The following is an 18,358-nucleotide window of genomic DNA, read 5'->3' on the forward strand; positions in this document are numbered from 1 at the left end:
AGTGGGTCCAGCCTCATAACAGAAGGTTAAACTATCCGCTGGCCCCAGTTCTTTAATGAGTTTACGAATCGCAGCAGGTGTGTGAGCGATGGTGCCGTAGTATCGCGGCGCCTCGCGCCCAGCATCCGCGATAGCAACGGAAATTTTTTCTTTGGAGACATCTAAACCGACGTATTTTGTGGCAGAATGCATAGTAGCAGCTCCTTTTGCTTGTAGCTCTGAAAATGGTGTGTTGATACTCTCCATTTTTAACCTACGACTTGAAGCAAATACGGGGCTGTTTTTGTTTTACGTTCATCATAGCTAGAAATTCAAAGCCGCTCTTTTCGAGCGAATAAGGGGCTGAAATTTCCGTTAGCCGTAAAACGATAGTTCAATGCTGTACCCGAAAGCTTTAACCGGTTTGCCATAGGCCGAGAGCGATAGGCTGTACCCGAAAGCCGTAACTTGTTAGCTGATCTGACGAGCGGCTGCCGATGAATGGCGAATCGTCTCGACTGTATACGGGGTTGTTCGCGAAGGAGGACAAGCAAAAAAGCCCCTTATCAGGGGCAGGCCGAGTCAAAGCGCGATTGACAGACTTTTAGCAACGCGATGGAGGCGTGCGCTCGCTAGTAGCGTGCCTTATAGGGGAAGGGAGCTGCCGGCTAAGCCGGCGGCTTTTTTACTTTTATAACATTCAGGATCGCGCTTGCTTCTCGCGTTCGCGCAATTCGATCCGGCGGATCTTGCCCGAGCTGGTCTTCGGCAGATCGCTTACGAACTCGATTCGGCGCGGGTACTTGTAAGGAGCCGTCCACGATTTGACGTGATCCTGAAGCTCTTTGACGAGCTCGTCCGTGCCTGCGGCATCGTCCTTAAGCACGATGAACGCCTTGACGACATGGCCGCGAATCTCGTCCGGGCTCGCGACGGCCGCGCATTCCTTCACGGCCGGATGGCGGAGCAGCGCTTCCTCGACCTCGAACGGCCCGATCGTGTAACCGGCGCTGATGATGATATCGTCGCCTCGCCCCTCGAACCAGAGATATCCGTCTTCGTCTTGGCTTGCCCGGTCTCCGGTGATGAAGTAAGAGCCTGCCGTGTTCGCGGCCTTTCGTTCCGGATCTCGATAATAAGAGCGGAACAAAGCCGGCATCTCGCCATGAACCGCGATGTTGCCTACTTCCCCGACGGGCAGAAGATGGCCGTTCTCGTCGATGATCTCCACGAGTCCGGGAACGATGGATTTGCCCATCGAGCCAAGCTTCACGGGGGAATCCTTCAGATTGCCGATCAGCAGCGTGCTCTCGGTCTGCCCGTAGCCGTCGCGAATCGTGAAGGAGAACAAGTCCTTGAACCGTTGGATAACCGCTTGATTCAGCGGTTCGCCGGCCGAGACCGCGCTTCGCAGGGAGCTCAGATCGAAGTCGGCCAGGGAATCGGACTTCGCCATGATCCGGTATTCGGTCGGCGTGCAGCAGAGCACCTGGATGCGCTGGGTCTGGATCAGCTCCAGATACTTCTCCGCCTTGAACGAGCCGTTGTAGACGAATCCGGTTGCGCCGTTGCCGAGCACGGAGAGGAACGGAGTCCAGATCCACTTCTGCCAGCCCGGAGCGGCGGTTGCCCAGACCAGATCTCCTTCACGGATGTCCAGCCAAGAGGAAGTGATGCGCAGATGCGCGTAGCCCCAGCCGTGGCTATGAACGACGCCCTTCGGATTGCCCGTCGTTCCGGAAGTATAGGTCAATATCGCCGTGTCATCGCGATGCGTCGGAACGGCTTCGCGTTTCTCCGGCTGTCCGTCCATGAGCGAACGCAGCGATCTCCAACGTCCTTCTGCGGGAGCCTGGCCGCTGGCGTCGATCCGATGCTTCAGGGCGGGAAGCTCCTCGGCAATGCCGTCGACCTCCGCGGCGCCTTCGCCCCAAGCGATAACCGCGCGAGCTTCGGAATGGACCAGACGATAGGAGAGGTCCTTGGCGCGAAGCATCTCGGACGAAGGAATAATCACAAGCCCGAGCTTCAGGCAAGCGATGTAAATGATATACGCTTCGATTCTTCTCGGCACCATGATGAGAACGGGATCGCCTTTGGCAAGACCTAAGCCGTTCAATCCGCCGGCAAGACGATCGACTTGCTCCAGCAGCTCCGCATAGGTGATTTCGACGGTGACGCCCAGCTCGTCCTGCCATCGGAGCGCGGTCTTATCCGAGCGGTGGCGCTCGATCTCCGAGGTGATGTTGTAGTGCTCCGGGGCAATCCATTGATCAAACTTCAAGATGACATTCTCCTTTTGCGATGCGATCACTTGTTGGATTTTAGGCTAAGTATAGCACAATCGCCCCGACGTACAGACACCCCCAAGAGAGAGTTCAATGGATTTGCCCTTGGGGGTCCATGAATCTTCTTGAGGGTGCGTATCATGCTTAACGGAAGTTGATGCTTCTTCTCTTAGAAAGCCCAATTGCCCTGGCGGAACACGGGCTCGATCTTGCCGTCCGCAGTGATTCCGTCGATGTCCATCTCGGCGGAGCCGACCATGAAGTCGACGTGCAGAATGCTCTGATTCAAGCCGGCTTCGATCAGCTCCTCGCGGGTCATGGCCGGGCCGCCCTCGACGCAGGTCGGGTATGCGTTGCCCAAGGCCAAATGATTGGATGCATTCTCGTCGAACAGCGTATTGAAGAAAATAATGTTCGATTCCGAGATCGGCGACTGGTGCGGAACCAGAGCGGCTTCTCCCAGATAACGCGAGTTGTTGTCCAGATCGAGCATGGCTTTCAGCGTTTCGTAGCCTTTCGCCGCTTGGAAGTCCACGACCAGGCCGTTCTCGAACGTCAGGCTGAAGTTCTCGATCAGGTTCCCTTGATAGCTTAGCGGCTTCGTGCTGCGAACCGTTCCGTTCGTGCCTTCGCGATGCGGAGCGGTATAGACCTCTTCGGTCGGTACGTTGGGGTTGAAGGTCGTGCCGCGCTCGTTGGTGGAGATCCCTCCGTTCCAGAGGTGATTCTCCGGCAGCCCGATGACCAGATCCGTGCCCGGAGCCCGGTAGTGCAGCTTCTTGTATTGCTTGGCATTGAGGTAAGCGCGCTTGGCGAGCAAGGTACGGTTATGCTCGGCCCAAGCCGCGACCGGATCGTCGGTCTTGACGCGAACGGCGCGGAAGATGGCTTCCCATAGCGCTTCGACGGCAGCATCCGAGTCCAGATCGGGGAAGACCAGCTTAGCCCAATTGGCCGACGGAGCCGCTACGATGGACCAGGTCACTCGCTTCGACGACATGTACTTCCGCCAAGTGGAGAGAGCGGCGGAGGAGACGCGCGAATAGTCGGAGATCCGCTTCGGATCGATTCCCTTGAGCATCTCGGGGTCATCGGACTTGATGAGCAGATAGGCATCGCCGTTCTCCGCCAATTCCGTCATGGCCTGAGCCCGCCAAGCCGGATATTCTTGGAACGCTTCGTCCGGCGCAAGGCTGTACGTCAGCTTCGTAATCTCCTCGTCCCGCCATTCGACGTGAACCTGCTTGGCGCCTACTTCATAGGCGCGCTTCACGACGAGACGCACGAGCTCCGGAATATGAATAGGGGCGTTGACCCACAGGGTTTGCCCTTGCTGGATTTGAACGGCCGTTCTCACGATAAGATCGGCGTACTTCTCTAAGTCTACGGTAGTTGGCATCTAGAATTCCTCCTGTTCATATGAAGAGTGTAGCACTTTGAGGCGGGTTTATCGAATCGGGCATTCGGCGTTCACACCTTGAATTTCCCGACCCTCTCTTGCAGAGCCTCGGACATCTCGTTCAGCTTCAGCGATGCTTGGCGCATCTCTTCGCTTGTCGCGGTCTGCTCTTCGGTCATGGCAGCGACTTCTTCCGAGAAGGAGGCGGTCTCTTCCGTAATCTTGGTAACCTCTTGGATCGCGGTTTCGACGGACTTGCTGCCGGCAGACATCTGTTCGACGGCGGAGGCGACCTCCAGCATCTGATTGCTCAGGGTGTCGATCTCCTCCATGATGGTCTGGAAGGACGCTCCCGCGCTCTTCATCGCCTCGACGCCGTTCTTGACGTCGGCTCCGTTCTCTTGAACCTTCTTCGCGAGACCGGCGATGCCGCCAAGCATGACCTCGATCGTATGGTTGATCTCGACGGTGGACTTCGCCGCCTGGTCCGAGAGCACGCGAATCTCGTCCGCGACGACGGCGAAGCCGCGGCCATGCTCGCCGGCGCGCGCCGCTTCGATCGCGGCGTTCAAGGAGAGCAGGTTGGTCTGCTTGGAGATCTCCTTGATGCGCGCGACGACCTCCCGAACCTGTTCGGACAGTTTGGACAAATCTTGAGCAGAAGCATGAATCTCGGCGAAGGTAACTTCGATCCGGCCGATCTTGCTCGCATTCTGCTTCATGGCCTCCGCGTTCTGAAGGGCGACGGACTGCGTGCGCTGCGCGAGTTGAGAGACGCCGCTCGTTGTTGCTGCGACTTGCTCTAGGCCGGATACGGTTTCTTCGATGATGGCGTTGATCTCTTGGGACTGGGATACCTGCTGCTCGGTCCCTTCGGCTACGCGTCCCACGGACTTGGCGATCTGATCCGCCGCCCGGGCGCTCTCCTCTGATCCGTTCAGCAGCAGAGCGGAGGATTGCTTGAGCTCTTCGGTGCTTGCCTGGATACCGGCTACCATGCCCTGCAGGCTGGACAGCAGCAGATTCGCTTGATCGGCCAGATCCTTGGTCTCGTCTTTGGTCTTGACCTGGATGCGCCTGGTCAGGTCTCCGCCGGACGAGGCGATCTCGGCGATGGCGCGGCCTACCTTGCGCACGTTCCTTGAGATCGTCCTTCCCGTTACGAAGGCCGAGATGCTTGAGATCGCCAGAATGAGAACGAGAGCCGCGATTAATTCGTAACGGAGCTGCCGGTTGTCCTTATTCAGCTTCTCCACTCTCGAAGCGGTTAGCTCGTCTTGCGTTTTGATGAAGTTGCCGATATAAACGGTCAGGGCGGACGAATACTTTTTGCCGGGGTCGTCATGGAAGAATTGCGCAAGCCCTGCGGTATCGTTCGCTTTCTTCAAGGCTATGGCGGCGTCTCCGGCTTCTTTGACCCAGTTATCCAGATTCTGCTGCATGAGCCCCATTCTCTTCTGGAGTTCGGAGTTGTTGTCGATAAGCTCATCTAATGCGGCATAATCCGTCTTCCAGGCGGCTTTCCCGAATTCGTAGGGATCAAGAGCGTCCTTCTCCCCCGTAATGACGTAGCCGCGCAGCCCCATCTCCATCTGAACCAAGTCCTTCTCCAGGGACTGGGCCAGGCTGTGGATCTTCATATCATGGTTCGTTATGTAATCATTCTGTTCCTGATACTTCGACAGCTGGCTGTTCACGAGCAGGATGACCACGACAAAGCAGGCGGCCACAATGAGAAAACCAAAAGCGATTTTGTTAGGAATGCGGTTGAATCGGATTCGTGACGGCTTCATTTGTATTCCCCTTTACGCGACTAGTGTTAGCTAATCTAACAATCCGTGTTTTTCCCAATGATGGTTATTATATTACATTACAAAAGTAAAATATAGAATGAAAGTAATTTTATTAAAGTTCACAGAGAGTTGCGTTTTGACTGCTTATCGGGATTATGGTCCTATCGGAAACCCTGGCGTGCATGCATTTTTTGTAAAATAAAATGACATCTCTTTTGAGATGTAGGTTATGTAGAGGAAGGTAGATTATGTTTATAGGAAAAAAGTTGACTTATCGCTCGAAGTGATGTTATGTTATATGACATAAACAACAGCTTCGGTTTCCCGGGTAGCCCAGTCGTCCCCCCCCATACGATTCGGGTTATCCGAGAGAAGCCGACTCCGCAAGGAGAAATACGGAAGAAGATAGTCTTGGACGATATCACAGGGATGCATTCCTTTGTGGTATCTTTTTTATATATTTATGTCTGAACAACAACAATCAGAAGGAAGGTCCGACGATGGCCAAGCTGTATCCGTACTTCTACTCCAAGGATGCCAAGAGGCAAGCCGAGTTCTATGTCAACGCGCTTGGGGGAGAGATCCTCTCCCGGATGACTTATGGACAAGCGCCGGGTACCGAAGAATCGATGAAGGACAAAATCATCCATATGGCCTTTACGGCGGCGGGAGTGAACTTCTTTATCGCCGATAGCATGCACGGTCCCTCCGGATACGGAGAAGGCATGGATCTGACCCTCGAATTCGCGACGGAAGAAGAAGCGAGGCTGGCGTTCGCCAACCTGTCGGAAGGCGGCCGGGTCATTATGGCGCTCGAGAAGCAGTTCTGGGGAACGCTCTTCGGCCGTTTGGAGGACCCCTTCGGCGTCAAATGGCAGGTCACGACGAGCGCCTAGCTTCTCCCGATAACCGTACTCGCGCAATCCGCAAGCCCCGCCTCCCTTCGCGGCAAGAGGCGGGGCTTTGCTTCGTTACGGATTCTTGACCGGCTGGCCTTGGAAAGGCATCGGTTGAGTCGGCTGCGGCTGCATGGAGCCCGGCACTTCCATGTAATGCTTCTGGCAGATCATGTGGGAGATCCGGGGAATATAAACCGTTTCTCCCGGGCTCAGCTGTCCAGGGTTCTTCAGATGCGGATTCGCCTCTTCCAGGATGGAATGAGGAATGTTGTACTTGTGGCACAGCATGGCAAGCGACTCGCCGGATTGGCACTGATGCTTCGCGAAGATTTCGTCCTCGGCCTGTTCCTCTCTCACGAACGGGAAGAAGAACGGGGAGAAGAAGAAGAAGGGAAACAGGAAACGGTTAGGGAAGAAAGGGTGCGGAAACGGGCGGAAAAAGGGACGGCCGAAACCGCCAGGGAAAAACCCACGATTCATTGCGATACCTCCGCTGAAAAGATAGTCATTCGTCTACAGCATATTTTCCCCGCCCAGATTGGTGACAACTTTATTCCCCTCGAATGGTTTGCTCTTCTCCGATTCTCGCATACCGGTTCTCCGGCACCGGAAGGCCGAGATGCTCTCTCAGCGTTGACCCCTCGTATTCCGTGCGGAACAAGCCTCGCTGCTGCAGGATCGGGACGACCTGATCGACGAAGTCCTCCAGCCCGTCCGGCAGCGATGGAGCCATCAGCATGAACCCGTCCGCGGCGCGGCCTCGGAACCAGGTCTCCAGCGTATCGGCGATCCGCTCCGGCGTGCCGACCAGTTCATCGCCGCTGAACGATCCGGTCAGCAGGGAGTAGACTTCGCGGAGGGTCGGATTTTCCCGGGCAATAATCGGCTGATGCTTCCGATAGTCCGTCTTGGCCATCTCCAGCCGGTCGAGGCCGGCATCCTTGGCTCTATCCTCCAAACGGAGCCCGTCGAAATCCGCGTAGCCGCGGAAATAATCGGCTAGGAAGCCGAGGCCGGTCTCTTCGGGAATAAGCGATTCGAGCCGGGCTTTTTTGTCCCGCGCTTCCTGTTCGGTGGACCCGATAATCGGCATGATGCCTTGAAGGATATGGACTTGATCCGGATTCCTTCCGGCAGCGGCGACCTTGCTCTTGTAAGAGCGATAGAAGTCTCTCGCTTCGTCGAAATCGTACTTGATAGAGAAGATCACTTCCCCTACTCTAGCGGAGAATTCCTGGCCCGAATCGGAGACGCCGGCCTGCACGAGAACCGGGCGGCCTTGAGGGGAACGTCCGATATTCAGCGGCCCTTCGACCGAGAAGAACTCCCCTTTGTGATGAAGGCGGTGGAGCTTGGAACGATCGAAGAAGATGCCGTTCTCCTTGTCCAGAAGGAACGCGTCGTCCTCCCAGCTGTCCCACAGCCCGAGCACCACGTCGACGAATTCCGAAGCTCTCCGATAGCGGTATCCGTGCTCGAGGTGCTCCTCGGCGCCGAAATTCCGGGCGGTGTTGCCGGACAGGTCGCGGGTCGTGACGATATTCCAGCCGGCTCGGCCTTTGCTGATGTGATCGACGGACATGAGCAGGCGGGCCATGTTGAACGGCTCGATGTAGGAGGTGGAGGCGGTGGCGACGATGCCGATCCGCTCCGTTGCACCGGCGAGGGCGGCGATCAGCGTGATCGGTTCGTAACGGTTCAGAATATTCGGATGGGAGAATTCGTTGATGGCGAGGCTGTCAGCCAGGAAGGCGATGTCGAATTTGCCGCGTTCGGCCGTTCTGGCAAGCTTCTTGTAATAGTCGATGTCAATGCTGGCTCCTGCCGACGCTAGCGGCAGCCGCCAGGACGCGACGTGCATGCCGGTTCCGACCAGGTATGCCGAGAGCTTGATCTGCCGATTTACCGTGCTCATAGAAATTCCTCCTAAATTCGAGTAGGCTTATTGGAATAGTATTATAAAAGACCATTTTTGTTTTGGGAAGAGATTGACAGTCGAAGCGAATTGGATTAAATTAAGTAAAGTCAATCGGAATAATATGATATATGGATTGACCCATAAGTTGACCAGTCGACTGGAAACTAAGTAACCGTCCTGAAGATAGGGCGAGGGGCTTAGTTTTTTTGTTTTTCTGCACTCGGGAGGAGATGCCGGATTGATTCTTGTCGAGCAACTGAGCAAGACCTATCAGACGACGAAGGGCAGCATCCTGGCGTTGGACCGCATCGATCTGAAAGTTCGCAAAGGGGAGATATTCGGCGTTATCGGATTCAGCGGGGCGGGCAAGTCCACGCTCATCCGCTGCCTGAATCGGCTCGAGGAGCCGGACTCCGGCCGAATCCGGATCGGCGAAGACGAGATTACGCAGCTAAAAGGCAAGAGGCTTCGGCAGGCGAGGCAGAAGATCGGAATGATCTTTCAGCACTTTAATCTGCTGGACGGCAAGACGGTGTACCACAATGTCGCGTTTCCGCTCGCGGTGGCGGGACACCCGCGGGACCGAATCCGGAGCCGCGTCCGGGAGATCCTCGACCTGGTCAACCTGTCCGATAAGGAAGGTGCCTATCCCGCTCAACTAAGCGGTGGACAGAAGCAGAGGGTCGGCATAGCCCGTGCGCTGGCCAATGACCCGGACGTTCTGCTCAGCGATGAAGCGACTTCGGCCCTCGACCCGCAGACGACCTTCTCCATTCTGGAGCTGCTTCGGGACATCAACCGACAGCTGAACCTGACGATCGTGCTGATCACCCATGAACTGGAGGTCCTGCAGCATATTTGCGACCGCATGGCCGTCATCGAGAGCGGGCGAATCGTGGAGACCGGCCCGGTCGAGAAGCTGTTCTTGAATCCGGAGAGCGAGACGGCCCGAAGGTTCGTCGGCGTCCTGGACCAGTACAGGGCGCGGCGAGGGATTATCGAAGGGATGGGAGCGGGAATATGAGGGACGATCTGTTCGATCTGCTCTGGGAAGGACTTCGCGAAACTCTGTTTATGCTGGTCTGGTCGTCCTTTTTCGCGGTGGCGCTGGGACTGGCGTTAGGGATCGTCCTGGTCGTCACCGACAAAGGGCATATTCTTCAAGCCGCGGCGATCAATAAAGCGTTCAGCTTGCTCATCGGCGGCGTTCGTTCGATTCCCTTCATTATCTTGATCGTGCTGCTGCTGCCCGTGGCGCGAATGATTGTCGGGACCTCGCTGGGCCCTACGGCGGCGATCGTCGCTCTCTCGATCGGCGCGACGCCGTTCCTGGGACGAATCGTCGAAAGCTCTCTGAAGGAAGTAAGCGGAGGCAAGATCGAGGCGGCAATCGCGGTCGGTGCCTCTCCGCTCGCCATCATTTTCCGCGTGTTGATTCCGGAGGCTCTGCCGGCGCTCGTGCGAGGGGTGACGATCGCCATCATCAGCATTACCGAACTCACCGCGGTAGCGGGGGCCATCGGGGCCGGGGGTCTCGGCAGCCTAGCCATTCGTTTCGGTTATCAACGGTTTCGAGAGGATATTATGTTCGCCACCGTCTTGGTCATCATCCTTCTCGTTCAGACGATTCAGTGGACGGGAGACTTCATCGCGAAGACCATTCACAACAGGCGCTTCAAACTCGAATGAGACCGCCCGTCTCCCGACGCGTCTGCCTTGTCTGCCGCAATCCACGAGCCTTGCCCGACCTTAGGTTACATAGCTTCGCCATATAAAAAAACAAAAGAAAGCGGGAGAGAACATGTCCAAGATGTCCAAGAAAAGTTCGCTGGTCCTGATCGCATTGCTGTTCGTCATAAGTTTGGTTGTGTCCGGCTGCGGCTCCAACAACAACAAAGAAGCTTCGTCTTCCAGCCCAAGCCCGTCCCCATCGGCCTCAAGCCCAAGCGCATCCCCGAGCGACAGCGCGAGCCCGTCGCCTTCGGCCTCCGAGCCGGCGAAGGAAGTCACGCTTAAAGTCGGCGCCGCGGCCGTGCCTCATGCCGAGATCCTGGAGTTTATCAAGCCGAAGCTCAAGGAAGAAGGCGTTAACCTGGAGGTCGTCGTGCTCGACGACGAAGGGCAGCTGAACCCGGCTCTGCAGGAGAAGCAGATCGACGCGAATTATTTCCAGCACGTTCCGTACCTGGATTCCGTGAAGGACGAGAAAGGCTACAACTTCGTCGTCACGACGAAGGTGCACGTCGAGCCGATCGGCTTCTATTCGAATAAGCTCAAGTCCAAGGATGACATTAAAGAAGGAGCCAAGATCGGCATTCCGAACAACCCGTCCAACGAATACCGGGCGCTCGTGCTTCTGCAGCAGCAAGGCTTGATCAAGCTGAAGGACGGACTGACGACTTACGAGGCGACTCCGAAGGATATCGTCGACAACCCGAAGAAGCTTAAGTTCGTCGAGGCCGACTCGGCTACGCTGCCCAGATCCCTGCCGGACCTGGATGGGGCGATCATCAACACGAATCTGGTCCTCGAAGCGAAGATCGACCCGAAGAGCGCGCTGTTCCGGGAGGATGCGAACTCTCCTTACGCCAACGTGATCGTGGTCCGCCAAGGGGACGAGAACCGGGAGGAGATCAAGAAGCTGGATGCCGCTCTGACGACTCCGGAAGTGAAGAAGTTCATTCAGGACAAATACGGAGTAGCGGTCGTGCCCGCTTTCTAAGCATTGCATAGCAGAAAAGAGCGTCTCTTGAGCCGGTTAACGGCTCGGGAGACGCTTTTTCGTTCTTTCGTTTTTTCATGCTTTCTTTATCGGCCGCTGCCCGTCGTTCGTCGCCTCGCAGGATTGTTCGCAAATTGCTCAATTTTAGGCTTGGGATTCGACCGCCAATAGCTCCTTCGAGGCATATGGCAATCGAATCCGATTCGATACAATGGTGCCGAACCAGTCAACCGGGGGATTCGCGGCCCTGCATGAGGGGACTGGGATTTGGCTAAGCTTGGTTAATATCATGCTTGCGGGGGGCAGGTGAACGATGAAGACAAAGAACAATCTAGCGATCGTTAAGGCCTTGGCGGTCGGTCTCCTGTTAGCGTCTGCCGCATCGCTCGCAGCTGAGAATTCCGACGTCGCCGCCGCCTCGGCCGCAAGCTCGTCGGCGGAGGCGACAGACCTGCAGCCTCTGATCGATGCGACGCCGGCCGGAGAGACGCTAACGCTTGAGAAAGGCCGAACCTATGCGGGACCGGCCGTGATCGCGAAGGCGATCACGCTTCGCTCGGACGGGACGGCGACGTTGACGAACGAAAGCGACGACCCGGTCCTTACGGTTGCCGCCGACGGGGTCGTCTTGAGGGATCTGCTCGTTCGGGATTCCAAGAAGGATGCCAAGAAGCCCGCCATCCTTCTTCAATCCGATCGCAACCGGATCGAAGGGGTCGATATCGTTACGCAAGCCGGGGGCATCTTCCTCAGGGATGCCGATGACAACGTGCTCCGAAACAATCGCATTCAGGGAGCGAGCGCCGGAGGATCGCGGAAGGCAGCCTATTCGAAGAGAGGCAATGGAATCGATCTGTTCGCGTCTTCCGGCAACGTCATCGAAGGCAATACGCTCATTCGCGTGCACGACGGCGTCTATGCGGAGAGCAGCGAAGGGACGAAGGTTCGCGGCAATAAGGCGGTGGACTCCCGTTACGGCTTCCACTTCATGTTCTCCGGTAAGCCGGAGCTCAAGGGCAACGTCGGCGAGGGCAACGTTACCGGGGGCATGGTCATGGGCGTGGAAGGCGCGGTCGTGACGGACAATCGATTCGCCAAGCAGACGGAGAACGTGAACTCGCAGGGAATTCTGCTTTTCGACGTTCATCGTTCGGAGATCAGCCGCAACCGGGTCGAAGGCAACCGGGTCGGCTTCTATGTCGAGAATTCCACGGAGAACGAACTCGCGGGCAACGAGATCGCAAGCAATTTTATCGGCCTGCAGATGATTCGTTCCGAATCGAACTCGTTCAAGAACAGCGCTTTTCTGTCGAACGTTATTCAAGCCCAAGCGAGCGAGAGCAAAGACAACTTGCTGCACGGCAATTACTGGGACGATAACGGTGGGATAGACGCGAACGGCGACGGCTACAGCGATATGAGCTACGACATCGATCCGTTTTTCCTTCAACTAACCAAAGACGTCGAAGCCTTTCAAGTTTTCTTCCAATCGCCGGGGCTGCCCTTTCTCGCCCAGATGTTCCATTCCGACACGTCCAATTGGCTGAGGGACAGGGAGCCTCTGATGTCTCCTCCCGACTGGCAGGCTAGGGCGGGGAGCGACGACGGACTATGGCTTACTTTCGCGGCAGGCATTCTGCTTTTATTCGCATCCATTTTTACATTCTATCGATGGGGGTATCGAAAATCATGAGAAAAACCATAGCTGTTCTGCTCGCGGCGGCGTTCGCCTTGTCGGCGTTATCCGGATGCGGCAAGACGAAGTACGAGCCCGTGGCAATCGACGAATCGCTGGACAAGTGTACGGTGTGCAACATGGGGGTTGCGGACAATTCGTTCGCGACGGAGATCATCCTGAAGAGCAAGAAGGCGCTCAAATTCGATGATCTGGGCGACTTGTTCATCTGGAAACAACAGAACGGGACGAAGGACATCGGGGAACAATTCGTACGCGATTACAACACCAAAGAGTGGGTCAAGCTGAGCGACGCCACTTATGTGTACGATAAGACGATTCGGACGCCGATGGCTTATAACGTGATCTCCTTCAAGGAGAAAAGCGACGCGGAAGCGTTCGTCTCCAAGGAAGGCATCGGTCAGATCCTGACCGCCAAGGACTTGGATGACCGCAAGTGGGAGATGAACGAGGACATGAAGAAGGACATGATGTCCGAGCATGCCGATAAGATGAAAGCCCACGGCTCCTCCGTAGAAGGCGGCGGCGACACGGGCATGACCGAGTCCAAGTAAGGGGCTGAGGCGGATGCTCCACTTGCGCGCCATCGCATTAAGAGAGATCAAGCTCGGATTCCGCAACCCTTGGGCCTACTCGTTCATGGCTTTGTTCGCCCTGTTCAGCCTGGCTCTGCTGCTTATTCAGTCGCAAGCCGGCATGTCGGGGTATACGAGCACGACAGGGACGATGATCAATCTGATCCTCTACCTGCTGCCTCTAATGACCCTGCTGCTGGGATCCTTCTCGCTCACATCGGAGAAAGAGGAAGGGGGATGGCGTCTGCTCTCCTCCTTCTCGCTGCGTACGCATTCGTATATCTGGGGCAAATACGTCGGTTTGGCCGTCGTTCTGCTCGTTATCGTATCGATCGGATTCGGCTTGTCCGGCGCAGCGGGCGCTCTCTTCGGCCGGGGATTCGAGCTCCAAGCTTATGGCCGGTTCCTGCTGTTCTCCGCTCTCATCATCTTCTTGTTTCTCGGAATCTCCGTCTTGCTCGGAGCCTTCTGCCGCAACCGCTGGCAGGCTTTGACTTACGGAGTGGGCGTGTGGTTCTTCTTCATCCTGGGTTGGCCGACGATCCTCATCGCGGTCCTCGGATTTCTTCCTTACCTGTGGATCAAGCCTGCTCTTGTCGCCCTTATCTTCTTCAATCCGGCGGAATTGAATCGATTGTTTCTCATTGTCAAAATGGGGGGCGGCTCCATCCTGGGGCCCGAGTATTATCAATGGGTGGAATGGATACGGCAGCCGTCCGGGAGCTTTGTCTTCGCCGGGGTATGCGGTCTCTGGGTTCTGGCTTATGTCGAACTGGCCACTTGGATTTGGGAACGGGGGCGAAGGCGTGAGTAATCATCTTCTTCAAGTTAAGGACGCGACCAAGACAATAGGCAAGGCGACGCTGCTGCACCCTTGCACGCTCACGGCGGGCAAGGGCGAGATCGTCGCCTTATGCGGCGGCAACGGGGCGGGCAAGAGTACGCTTATTCGCATGATTGCCGGAATCTCGAGTCTCTCCGGGGGTTCGGTAAGCCTGGACGGAATCCGCTGGACGGAGAACCGCCTCGCCTACGCGGAACGGATCGGCTATATGCCCGACGAATTCCAATTCGGTTCCGCGCTGACGGCCTATGAGACGTTAAGCTTCTATGCCGCCCTTCGGAGAATCGGACGCGATCGGGTGTTCGAGCTGCTGGAGACGGTCGGTTTGCTCGAGGTTCGCGACCGCAAGGTGTCCACCTTCTCCAAAGGAATGCGCCAACGGCTTCTGTTCGCGCAGGCGATGCTGGCGAAGCCTCCCCTCCTGCTCCTGGACGAGCCGACCAACGGGCTCGATCCTTATTGGATGGAATCGTTCGGGCGATTGATCCGGCAAGCGGCGAGCGACGGGCAGGCCGTCGTCTTCTCCACCCACCAATTGAACATCGCGGAATCCTACGCGGACCGCGCGTTGTTCATGTCCTCCGGCCATGTCCGATACTCGGGGGACATCGAGAGCCTGAAGAAGGAATACCTTTCCGAGGGCGGACTTTACGGCGCATTCCGTTCTCTTGTGACGGACAAGGAAGAGCGCATAAGGAAAGAGGGATAAAAGATGCCATTGCGAATTCTTACTCTCCGCCTAAGGCGGATCGCGATTGCGATCTGCCTCCTGATTCTCGCGACAGGCTGCGCGTCGACGAGCAAACAGGGCTTGATTTACTCCGAGGTCTCACTGGCCAGCGAACCGGCTGCTCCCGCCGCCAAGATGAACTCGAAGCTGATCGTGAAGGTCGACAACCCGGTATACTCGGAACAAGAGGCCGAGGTTCAATTGCAAATCAATTCGAAAAAGTCTCTGCCGAGCCTTATCGACGCGACGCGCGAAGGGGATGTTTATACGGCGGAATATGCGTTTCCGTCTGCCGGAGAGTACACGGTAACGATTCATATGAACTATGAGGACGAGCATTTCGCTTTCGCGAAGAAGCTGACCGTCCAGGAATAACGTCCGTTCGGAGGTCGGGAATCGTCGGAAGAACGTTCGGCAGAAGCCGCACATGCTCAATCTTGCTTAATCGTTCTCCAGAAGCTCCAGGATGAGCTTCAGCGGACCTTCGGCGTCCAGATAGGCGTAGCGGCCGCCTTCATATTCGCCCTTCTGAAGCAGGGGCATTCCGGCCCCTTCGAGAACGGCGATCTTCTCCTTCATGCCCTTCACGACGAAGGCGATATGGTGGAAGCCCTCGCCGTTCCGATCGAGCGATTCCCGCCAGGTGCTCGGATGCTGGTCGGGCTCGATCAGTTCGAGCTGCAGCGAGCCCATATCGAAGAAGGCAAGCTTGGCCCGCGCCTCGGAAGGGGAACCGCGGTATTCCGTCCGGGCTTTATCCGGCGTATCCGTCCAGAACCACGACGGCTTCTCGATGCCGAAGAAGTCCGCATAGGCTTGAGAGGTCTTCTCGATGTCGTGCACGAGCAGTCCGATCTGCGTAATCACGTTATTGCCAAGCAGTCCATGTTCCATATAAGATGAAGCCCTCCTTTTGTGAACGCGCGTTTACGGTGTGAGCATAACACACGATTGAAAACGCTGTCAACAAGCTCGGCACAGGAGAATATAGATTGGCCAAAATGGGCGATGAGCGCAGGAAGCGTAGATGATACAATAGACATAAAACGTTTTCTGAGGAAGGGAATTCACTATGGCTGCCAAAACGGAAAAAGAAAAGATGATCGCCGGCGAGCTGTACCTGGCGTTCGATCCGGAATTGACGAAGGATCGGCTGAATGCGCGCCGGTTGACCCGGTTGTACAACCAGACGCTTGAGACGGACGATGACGCGAGAAAACAGCTCCTTAAAGAACTGTTCGGGTCAACGGGCAATAACTATTATGTAGAACCGACGTTTCGCTGCGATTACGGCTACAACATCCATGTCGGGGACAATTTCTACGCCAACTTCGATTGCGTGTTCCTCGACGTGTGCGAGATCCGGATCGGCGACAACTGCTTCCTCGCTCCCGGCGTGCACATCTATACCGCGACGCATCCTCTGGAAGCCAAGGAGAGAATATCCGGGGCGGAATTCGGCAAGCCGGTCACGATCGGCGACAACGTATGGATCGGCGGCCGGGCGGTCATCAATCCGGGCGTCAAGATCGGGAACAATTCGGTCATCGCTTCGGGCGCCGTCGTCACGAAGGACGTTCCCGACAATGTCGTCGTCGGCGGGAACCCTGCGAGGGTCATCAAGACGATCGACAACGGCTAAGGGAGACGCGAACCAGCTCATTTGTGAGAAACTTGGCTTTGCAAAGCGCTAGCGTGGAGCTGTAACCCGACAAAATCGGGTTGCAGGGAGCGCGCGAGGTAAGTTTGAGGCTGTAATCCGACAAAATCGGTTTACAGGGAAAGCGGGAAGCCCGTAAATAAGGGAGCATACGTCATCCGACGAATGCTCCCTTTTCTTTACGACCAGATCCGCTCCCGGGTGATCTGCAACGCCTTGCCCTTAAGCTCCCCGACCTCGTCGATCAGCTCGCGAAGCTTATGCTCGTAGTGCAGCTTGAGTTCCGCATCCTTGAACGAAGCCAGGTTGATCTCCACCGTCAGCAAGGCGGACTGGGCGGCGGCTTCGAACAGGATCGCGCCGATGCCGAGGTCGGAGATGACGTTCTTGTTGCACGAAGCTGCGATGCCGTGCGTGCACACGAGTCCGTCCCGGCACAGCTCGACGATGCGCAGCGGCACTTCGATGGCTTGGATCGTCGCCTCATGCAGGGCGCCTCTTCGCGCGAACTTCTCCTCGTCCGTTCCCTTCGGAAGCTTGAGGGCATCCATGTATCGGTTAAACGAAGCAATGTCCGCCTGAAGCAGCTCTTCGCACCTTGCGATGAGCGAGTTCATTTTGAATACGGCCTCGTCGATCTGAGGCTGGATCAAGGCGAATTTCTCGCCCTGCGACAGATTGCCGACCATGGAAGTCATGGACGCACCCAGCGCGGCCGCCACCGCGGCAACGCTGCCGCCGCCGGGAGTCGGGCTTGAGCTGCCCGCTTGCTGCAGGAATTCCCGAAGCGAATGGTCCCAGGATACGCTGCTGCTCATGCCAGGTTTCCCTCCTTGAAATGAATGTCGATGGCCTTCATCAAGTTCTCGTACAGGATCGCCGTCGTCAACGTGCCGACTCCTCCCGGAACGGGGGACAGTGCCGCCGCCTTCTCGCGGACGTCGAAGGAGACGTCGCCGACGATTTTGCCATCGTCGGCTTCGTTGATTCCCGCGTCGACGATCGCAAGTCCCGAATGAACCATCTCCGCGCGAACCGTATCGGGACGGCCGACGGCGACGAACGCGATCTCGGCATGCGCCAGATGCGACGCCAGATCCGGCGTGCGGGAATGGCAGACGGTGACGGTAGCGTTCTCCCGCTGGAGCAGATGGAACAGAGGAAGTCCGACCGTCTGTCCCCTTCCCACGAGGGTCACGTTCTTGCCTTCCAGCTTATAACCGTAATGCTTCGCCAGCTTGATGCAGGCTTGAGGAGTAGCCGGATACAGACCCAGCTCTCCCGTTACCGTCGCCAGCTTGTTCGCGGGAGTGACCCCGTCGACGTCCTTCGCCGGCGAGATCGCTTTCTCGATGACGCTTGCCGACAAGTGCTTGGGCAGCGGCAGCTCCAGCATGATACCGTGGACGGACGCGTCTTCGTTCAGCCGCCCGATCAACCCGAGCAGCTCCGCTTCGGAGACGTCCTCCGGGAATGAGTGCAGCGCGAATTCTACCCCGATCCTCTGGGCGATCTTCTGCTTGGCCTGCGCGTAATAAGCGGATGCGGGATCCCCCTCGACGAGGATCGTCGCGATCCGGGGAGTTACCCCTTGCCGCTTCCAATCCTCCACCTTCGTTCGAATCGCCTCGTACACCTGGTCTGCCGCCTCTTTGGCTTTCATGAGCATCGTCAATCCGTTTTCCCTCCGTCGATTAAGGATCCAAGAACGAAAAAAAGCACCCGCGGAAGCTCGTTGTGACGAGTCTACTCGCAGATACTTTTCCCCAGGCGAACGGTTCGTTCCGGCTGCATGCTCCCTCGTGGTTCATTCCACATCTCTTCGCCAGTCACATGCAACTTTTATTTCCTTCAT

The 18,358-nt window shown here is 56.7% G+C and carries 18 protein-coding genes, 1 pseudogene and 1 riboswitch; of the genes and pseudogenes, 10 read left to right on the forward strand and 9 right to left on the reverse strand.

All coding sequences use genetic code 11. The features are described 5' to 3' along the window. The 4 genes and pseudogenes from ELR57_RS28450 to ELR57_RS26645 all read right to left on the reverse strand — a co-directional run. A pseudogene (locus ELR57_RS28450) lies at positions 1-192 on the reverse strand (IS110 family RNA-guided transposase); the annotation flags it as partial. Between the two features lie 487 nt (positions 193-679). Beyond that, complete coding sequence (locus ELR57_RS26635) at positions 680-2,263, reverse strand: acetate--CoA ligase (RefSeq protein ID WP_126962785.1); 1,584 nt, start codon at positions 2,261-2,263, stop codon at positions 680-682. A gap of 173 nt (positions 2,264-2,436) precedes the next feature. Continuing rightward, positions 2,437-3,666 (reverse strand): aminopeptidase, encoded by a 1,230-nt coding sequence (locus tag ELR57_RS26640; protein WP_126962787.1) that lies wholly within the window; start codon positions 3,664-3,666, stop codon positions 2,437-2,439. A 71-nt stretch (positions 3,667-3,737) separates the two neighbouring features. Then, positions 3,738-5,459 carry a methyl-accepting chemotaxis protein gene (locus ELR57_RS26645; RefSeq protein WP_126962789.1) on the reverse strand — a complete coding sequence of 574 codons (1,722 nt, stop codon included), beginning with the start codon at positions 5,457-5,459 and terminating at the stop codon, positions 3,738-3,740. A 500-nt stretch (positions 5,460-5,959) separates the two neighbouring features. Here ELR57_RS26645 and ELR57_RS26650 point away from each other — a divergent pair, with 500 nt between their 5' ends. Continuing rightward, positions 5,960-6,355 (forward strand): VOC family protein, encoded by a 396-nt coding sequence (locus ELR57_RS26650; RefSeq protein ID WP_126962791.1) that lies wholly within the window; start codon positions 5,960-5,962, stop codon positions 6,353-6,355. Positions 6,356-6,430: 75 nt separating this feature from the next. On the opposite strand, the gene ELR57_RS26655 is transcribed toward ELR57_RS26650, so the two are convergent. Further along, a complete protein-coding gene (locus ELR57_RS26655; RefSeq protein ID WP_126962793.1) occupies positions 6,431-6,838 on the reverse strand; it encodes a LysM peptidoglycan-binding domain-containing protein in 408 nt (135 codons plus the stop codon). 70 nt (positions 6,839-6,908) lie between these two features. Continuing rightward, on the reverse strand, positions 6,909-8,273 hold the full coding sequence (locus tag ELR57_RS26660; protein ID WP_126962795.1) for an LLM class flavin-dependent oxidoreductase: 1,365 nt from the start codon (positions 8,271-8,273) through the stop codon (positions 6,909-6,911). Positions 8,274-8,514: 241 nt separating this feature from the next. On the opposite strand from ELR57_RS26660, the gene ELR57_RS26665 reads away from it, so the two are divergent. From ELR57_RS26665 to ELR57_RS26700, 8 genes are all read left to right on the forward strand, one after another. Further along, complete coding sequence (locus tag ELR57_RS26665; RefSeq protein WP_126962797.1) at positions 8,515-9,300, forward strand: methionine ABC transporter ATP-binding protein; 786 nt, start codon at positions 8,515-8,517, stop codon at positions 9,298-9,300. After that, positions 9,297-9,965, forward strand: a complete 669-nt coding sequence (locus ELR57_RS26670) for a methionine ABC transporter permease (RefSeq protein WP_126962799.1) — start codon at positions 9,297-9,299, stop codon at positions 9,963-9,965. Before ELR57_RS26665 ends, ELR57_RS26670 begins: the two co-directional genes overlap by 4 nt. A gap of 121 nt (positions 9,966-10,086) precedes the next feature. After that, positions 10,087-10,998 carry a MetQ/NlpA family ABC transporter substrate-binding protein gene (locus ELR57_RS26675; protein WP_126962801.1) on the forward strand — a complete coding sequence of 304 codons (912 nt, stop codon included), beginning with the start codon at positions 10,087-10,089 and terminating at the stop codon, positions 10,996-10,998. A 313-nt stretch (positions 10,999-11,311) separates the two neighbouring features. Then, a complete protein-coding gene (locus tag ELR57_RS26680) occupies positions 11,312-12,691 on the forward strand; it encodes a right-handed parallel beta-helix repeat-containing protein (protein ID WP_126962803.1) in 1,380 nt (459 codons plus the stop codon). Beyond that, positions 12,688-13,248, forward strand: coding sequence for a nitrous oxide reductase accessory protein NosL (locus tag ELR57_RS26685; protein ID WP_126962804.1), 561 nt, complete (start codon positions 12,688-12,690; stop codon positions 13,246-13,248). The genes ELR57_RS26680 and ELR57_RS26685 overlap by 4 nt, the downstream gene beginning before the upstream one ends. A 13-nt stretch (positions 13,249-13,261) precedes the next feature. Beyond that, positions 13,262-14,083, forward strand: a complete 822-nt coding sequence (locus tag ELR57_RS26690) for an ABC transporter permease (RefSeq protein ID WP_126962806.1) — start codon at positions 13,262-13,264, stop codon at positions 14,081-14,083. Continuing rightward, complete coding sequence (locus tag ELR57_RS26695; RefSeq protein ID WP_238162712.1) at positions 14,076-14,822, forward strand: ABC transporter ATP-binding protein; 747 nt, start codon at positions 14,076-14,078, stop codon at positions 14,820-14,822. The genes ELR57_RS26690 and ELR57_RS26695 overlap by 8 nt, the downstream gene beginning before the upstream one ends. Positions 14,823-14,825: 3 nt before the next feature. Further along, positions 14,826-15,218, forward strand: a complete 393-nt coding sequence (locus ELR57_RS26700; protein ID WP_126962810.1) for a hypothetical protein — start codon at positions 14,826-14,828, stop codon at positions 15,216-15,218. A gap of 66 nt (positions 15,219-15,284) precedes the next feature. Here ELR57_RS26700 and ELR57_RS26705 read toward each other — a convergent pair whose 3' ends face one another. Then, positions 15,285-15,737 carry a VOC family protein gene (locus tag ELR57_RS26705; RefSeq protein WP_126962812.1) on the reverse strand — a complete coding sequence of 151 codons (453 nt, stop codon included), beginning with the start codon at positions 15,735-15,737 and terminating at the stop codon, positions 15,285-15,287. A 178-nt stretch (positions 15,738-15,915) separates the two neighbouring features. Between ELR57_RS26705 and maa the strand changes: the two genes are divergently transcribed. After that, positions 15,916-16,485, forward strand: coding sequence for a maltose O-acetyltransferase (maa, locus tag ELR57_RS26710; RefSeq protein WP_126962814.1), 570 nt, complete (start codon positions 15,916-15,918; stop codon positions 16,483-16,485). Between the two features lie 197 nt (positions 16,486-16,682). Here the strand turns inward: maa and ELR57_RS26715 are convergent, their stop codons facing one another. Then, on the reverse strand, positions 16,683-17,321 hold the full coding sequence (locus tag ELR57_RS26715) for a cyclodeaminase/cyclohydrolase family protein (RefSeq protein ID WP_126962816.1): 639 nt from the start codon (positions 17,319-17,321) through the stop codon (positions 16,683-16,685). Beyond that, positions 17,318-18,172 carry a bifunctional 5,10-methylenetetrahydrofolate dehydrogenase/5,10-methenyltetrahydrofolate cyclohydrolase gene (locus ELR57_RS26720; protein WP_370452370.1) on the reverse strand — a complete coding sequence of 285 codons (855 nt, stop codon included), beginning with the start codon at positions 18,170-18,172 and terminating at the stop codon, positions 17,318-17,320. The genes ELR57_RS26715 and ELR57_RS26720 overlap by 4 nt, the downstream gene beginning before the upstream one ends. Positions 18,173-18,260: 88 nt before the next feature. Next, positions 18,261-18,346: riboswitch (ZMP/ZTP riboswitch) on the reverse strand. Positions 18,347-18,358: the final 12 nt, after the last annotated feature.

Origin of the sequence: Cohnella sp. AR92, from assembly GCF_003990975.1 — a bacterium.
In the GTDB taxonomy this organism is placed as follows: domain Bacteria; phylum Bacillota; class Bacilli; order Paenibacillales; family Paenibacillaceae; genus Cohnella.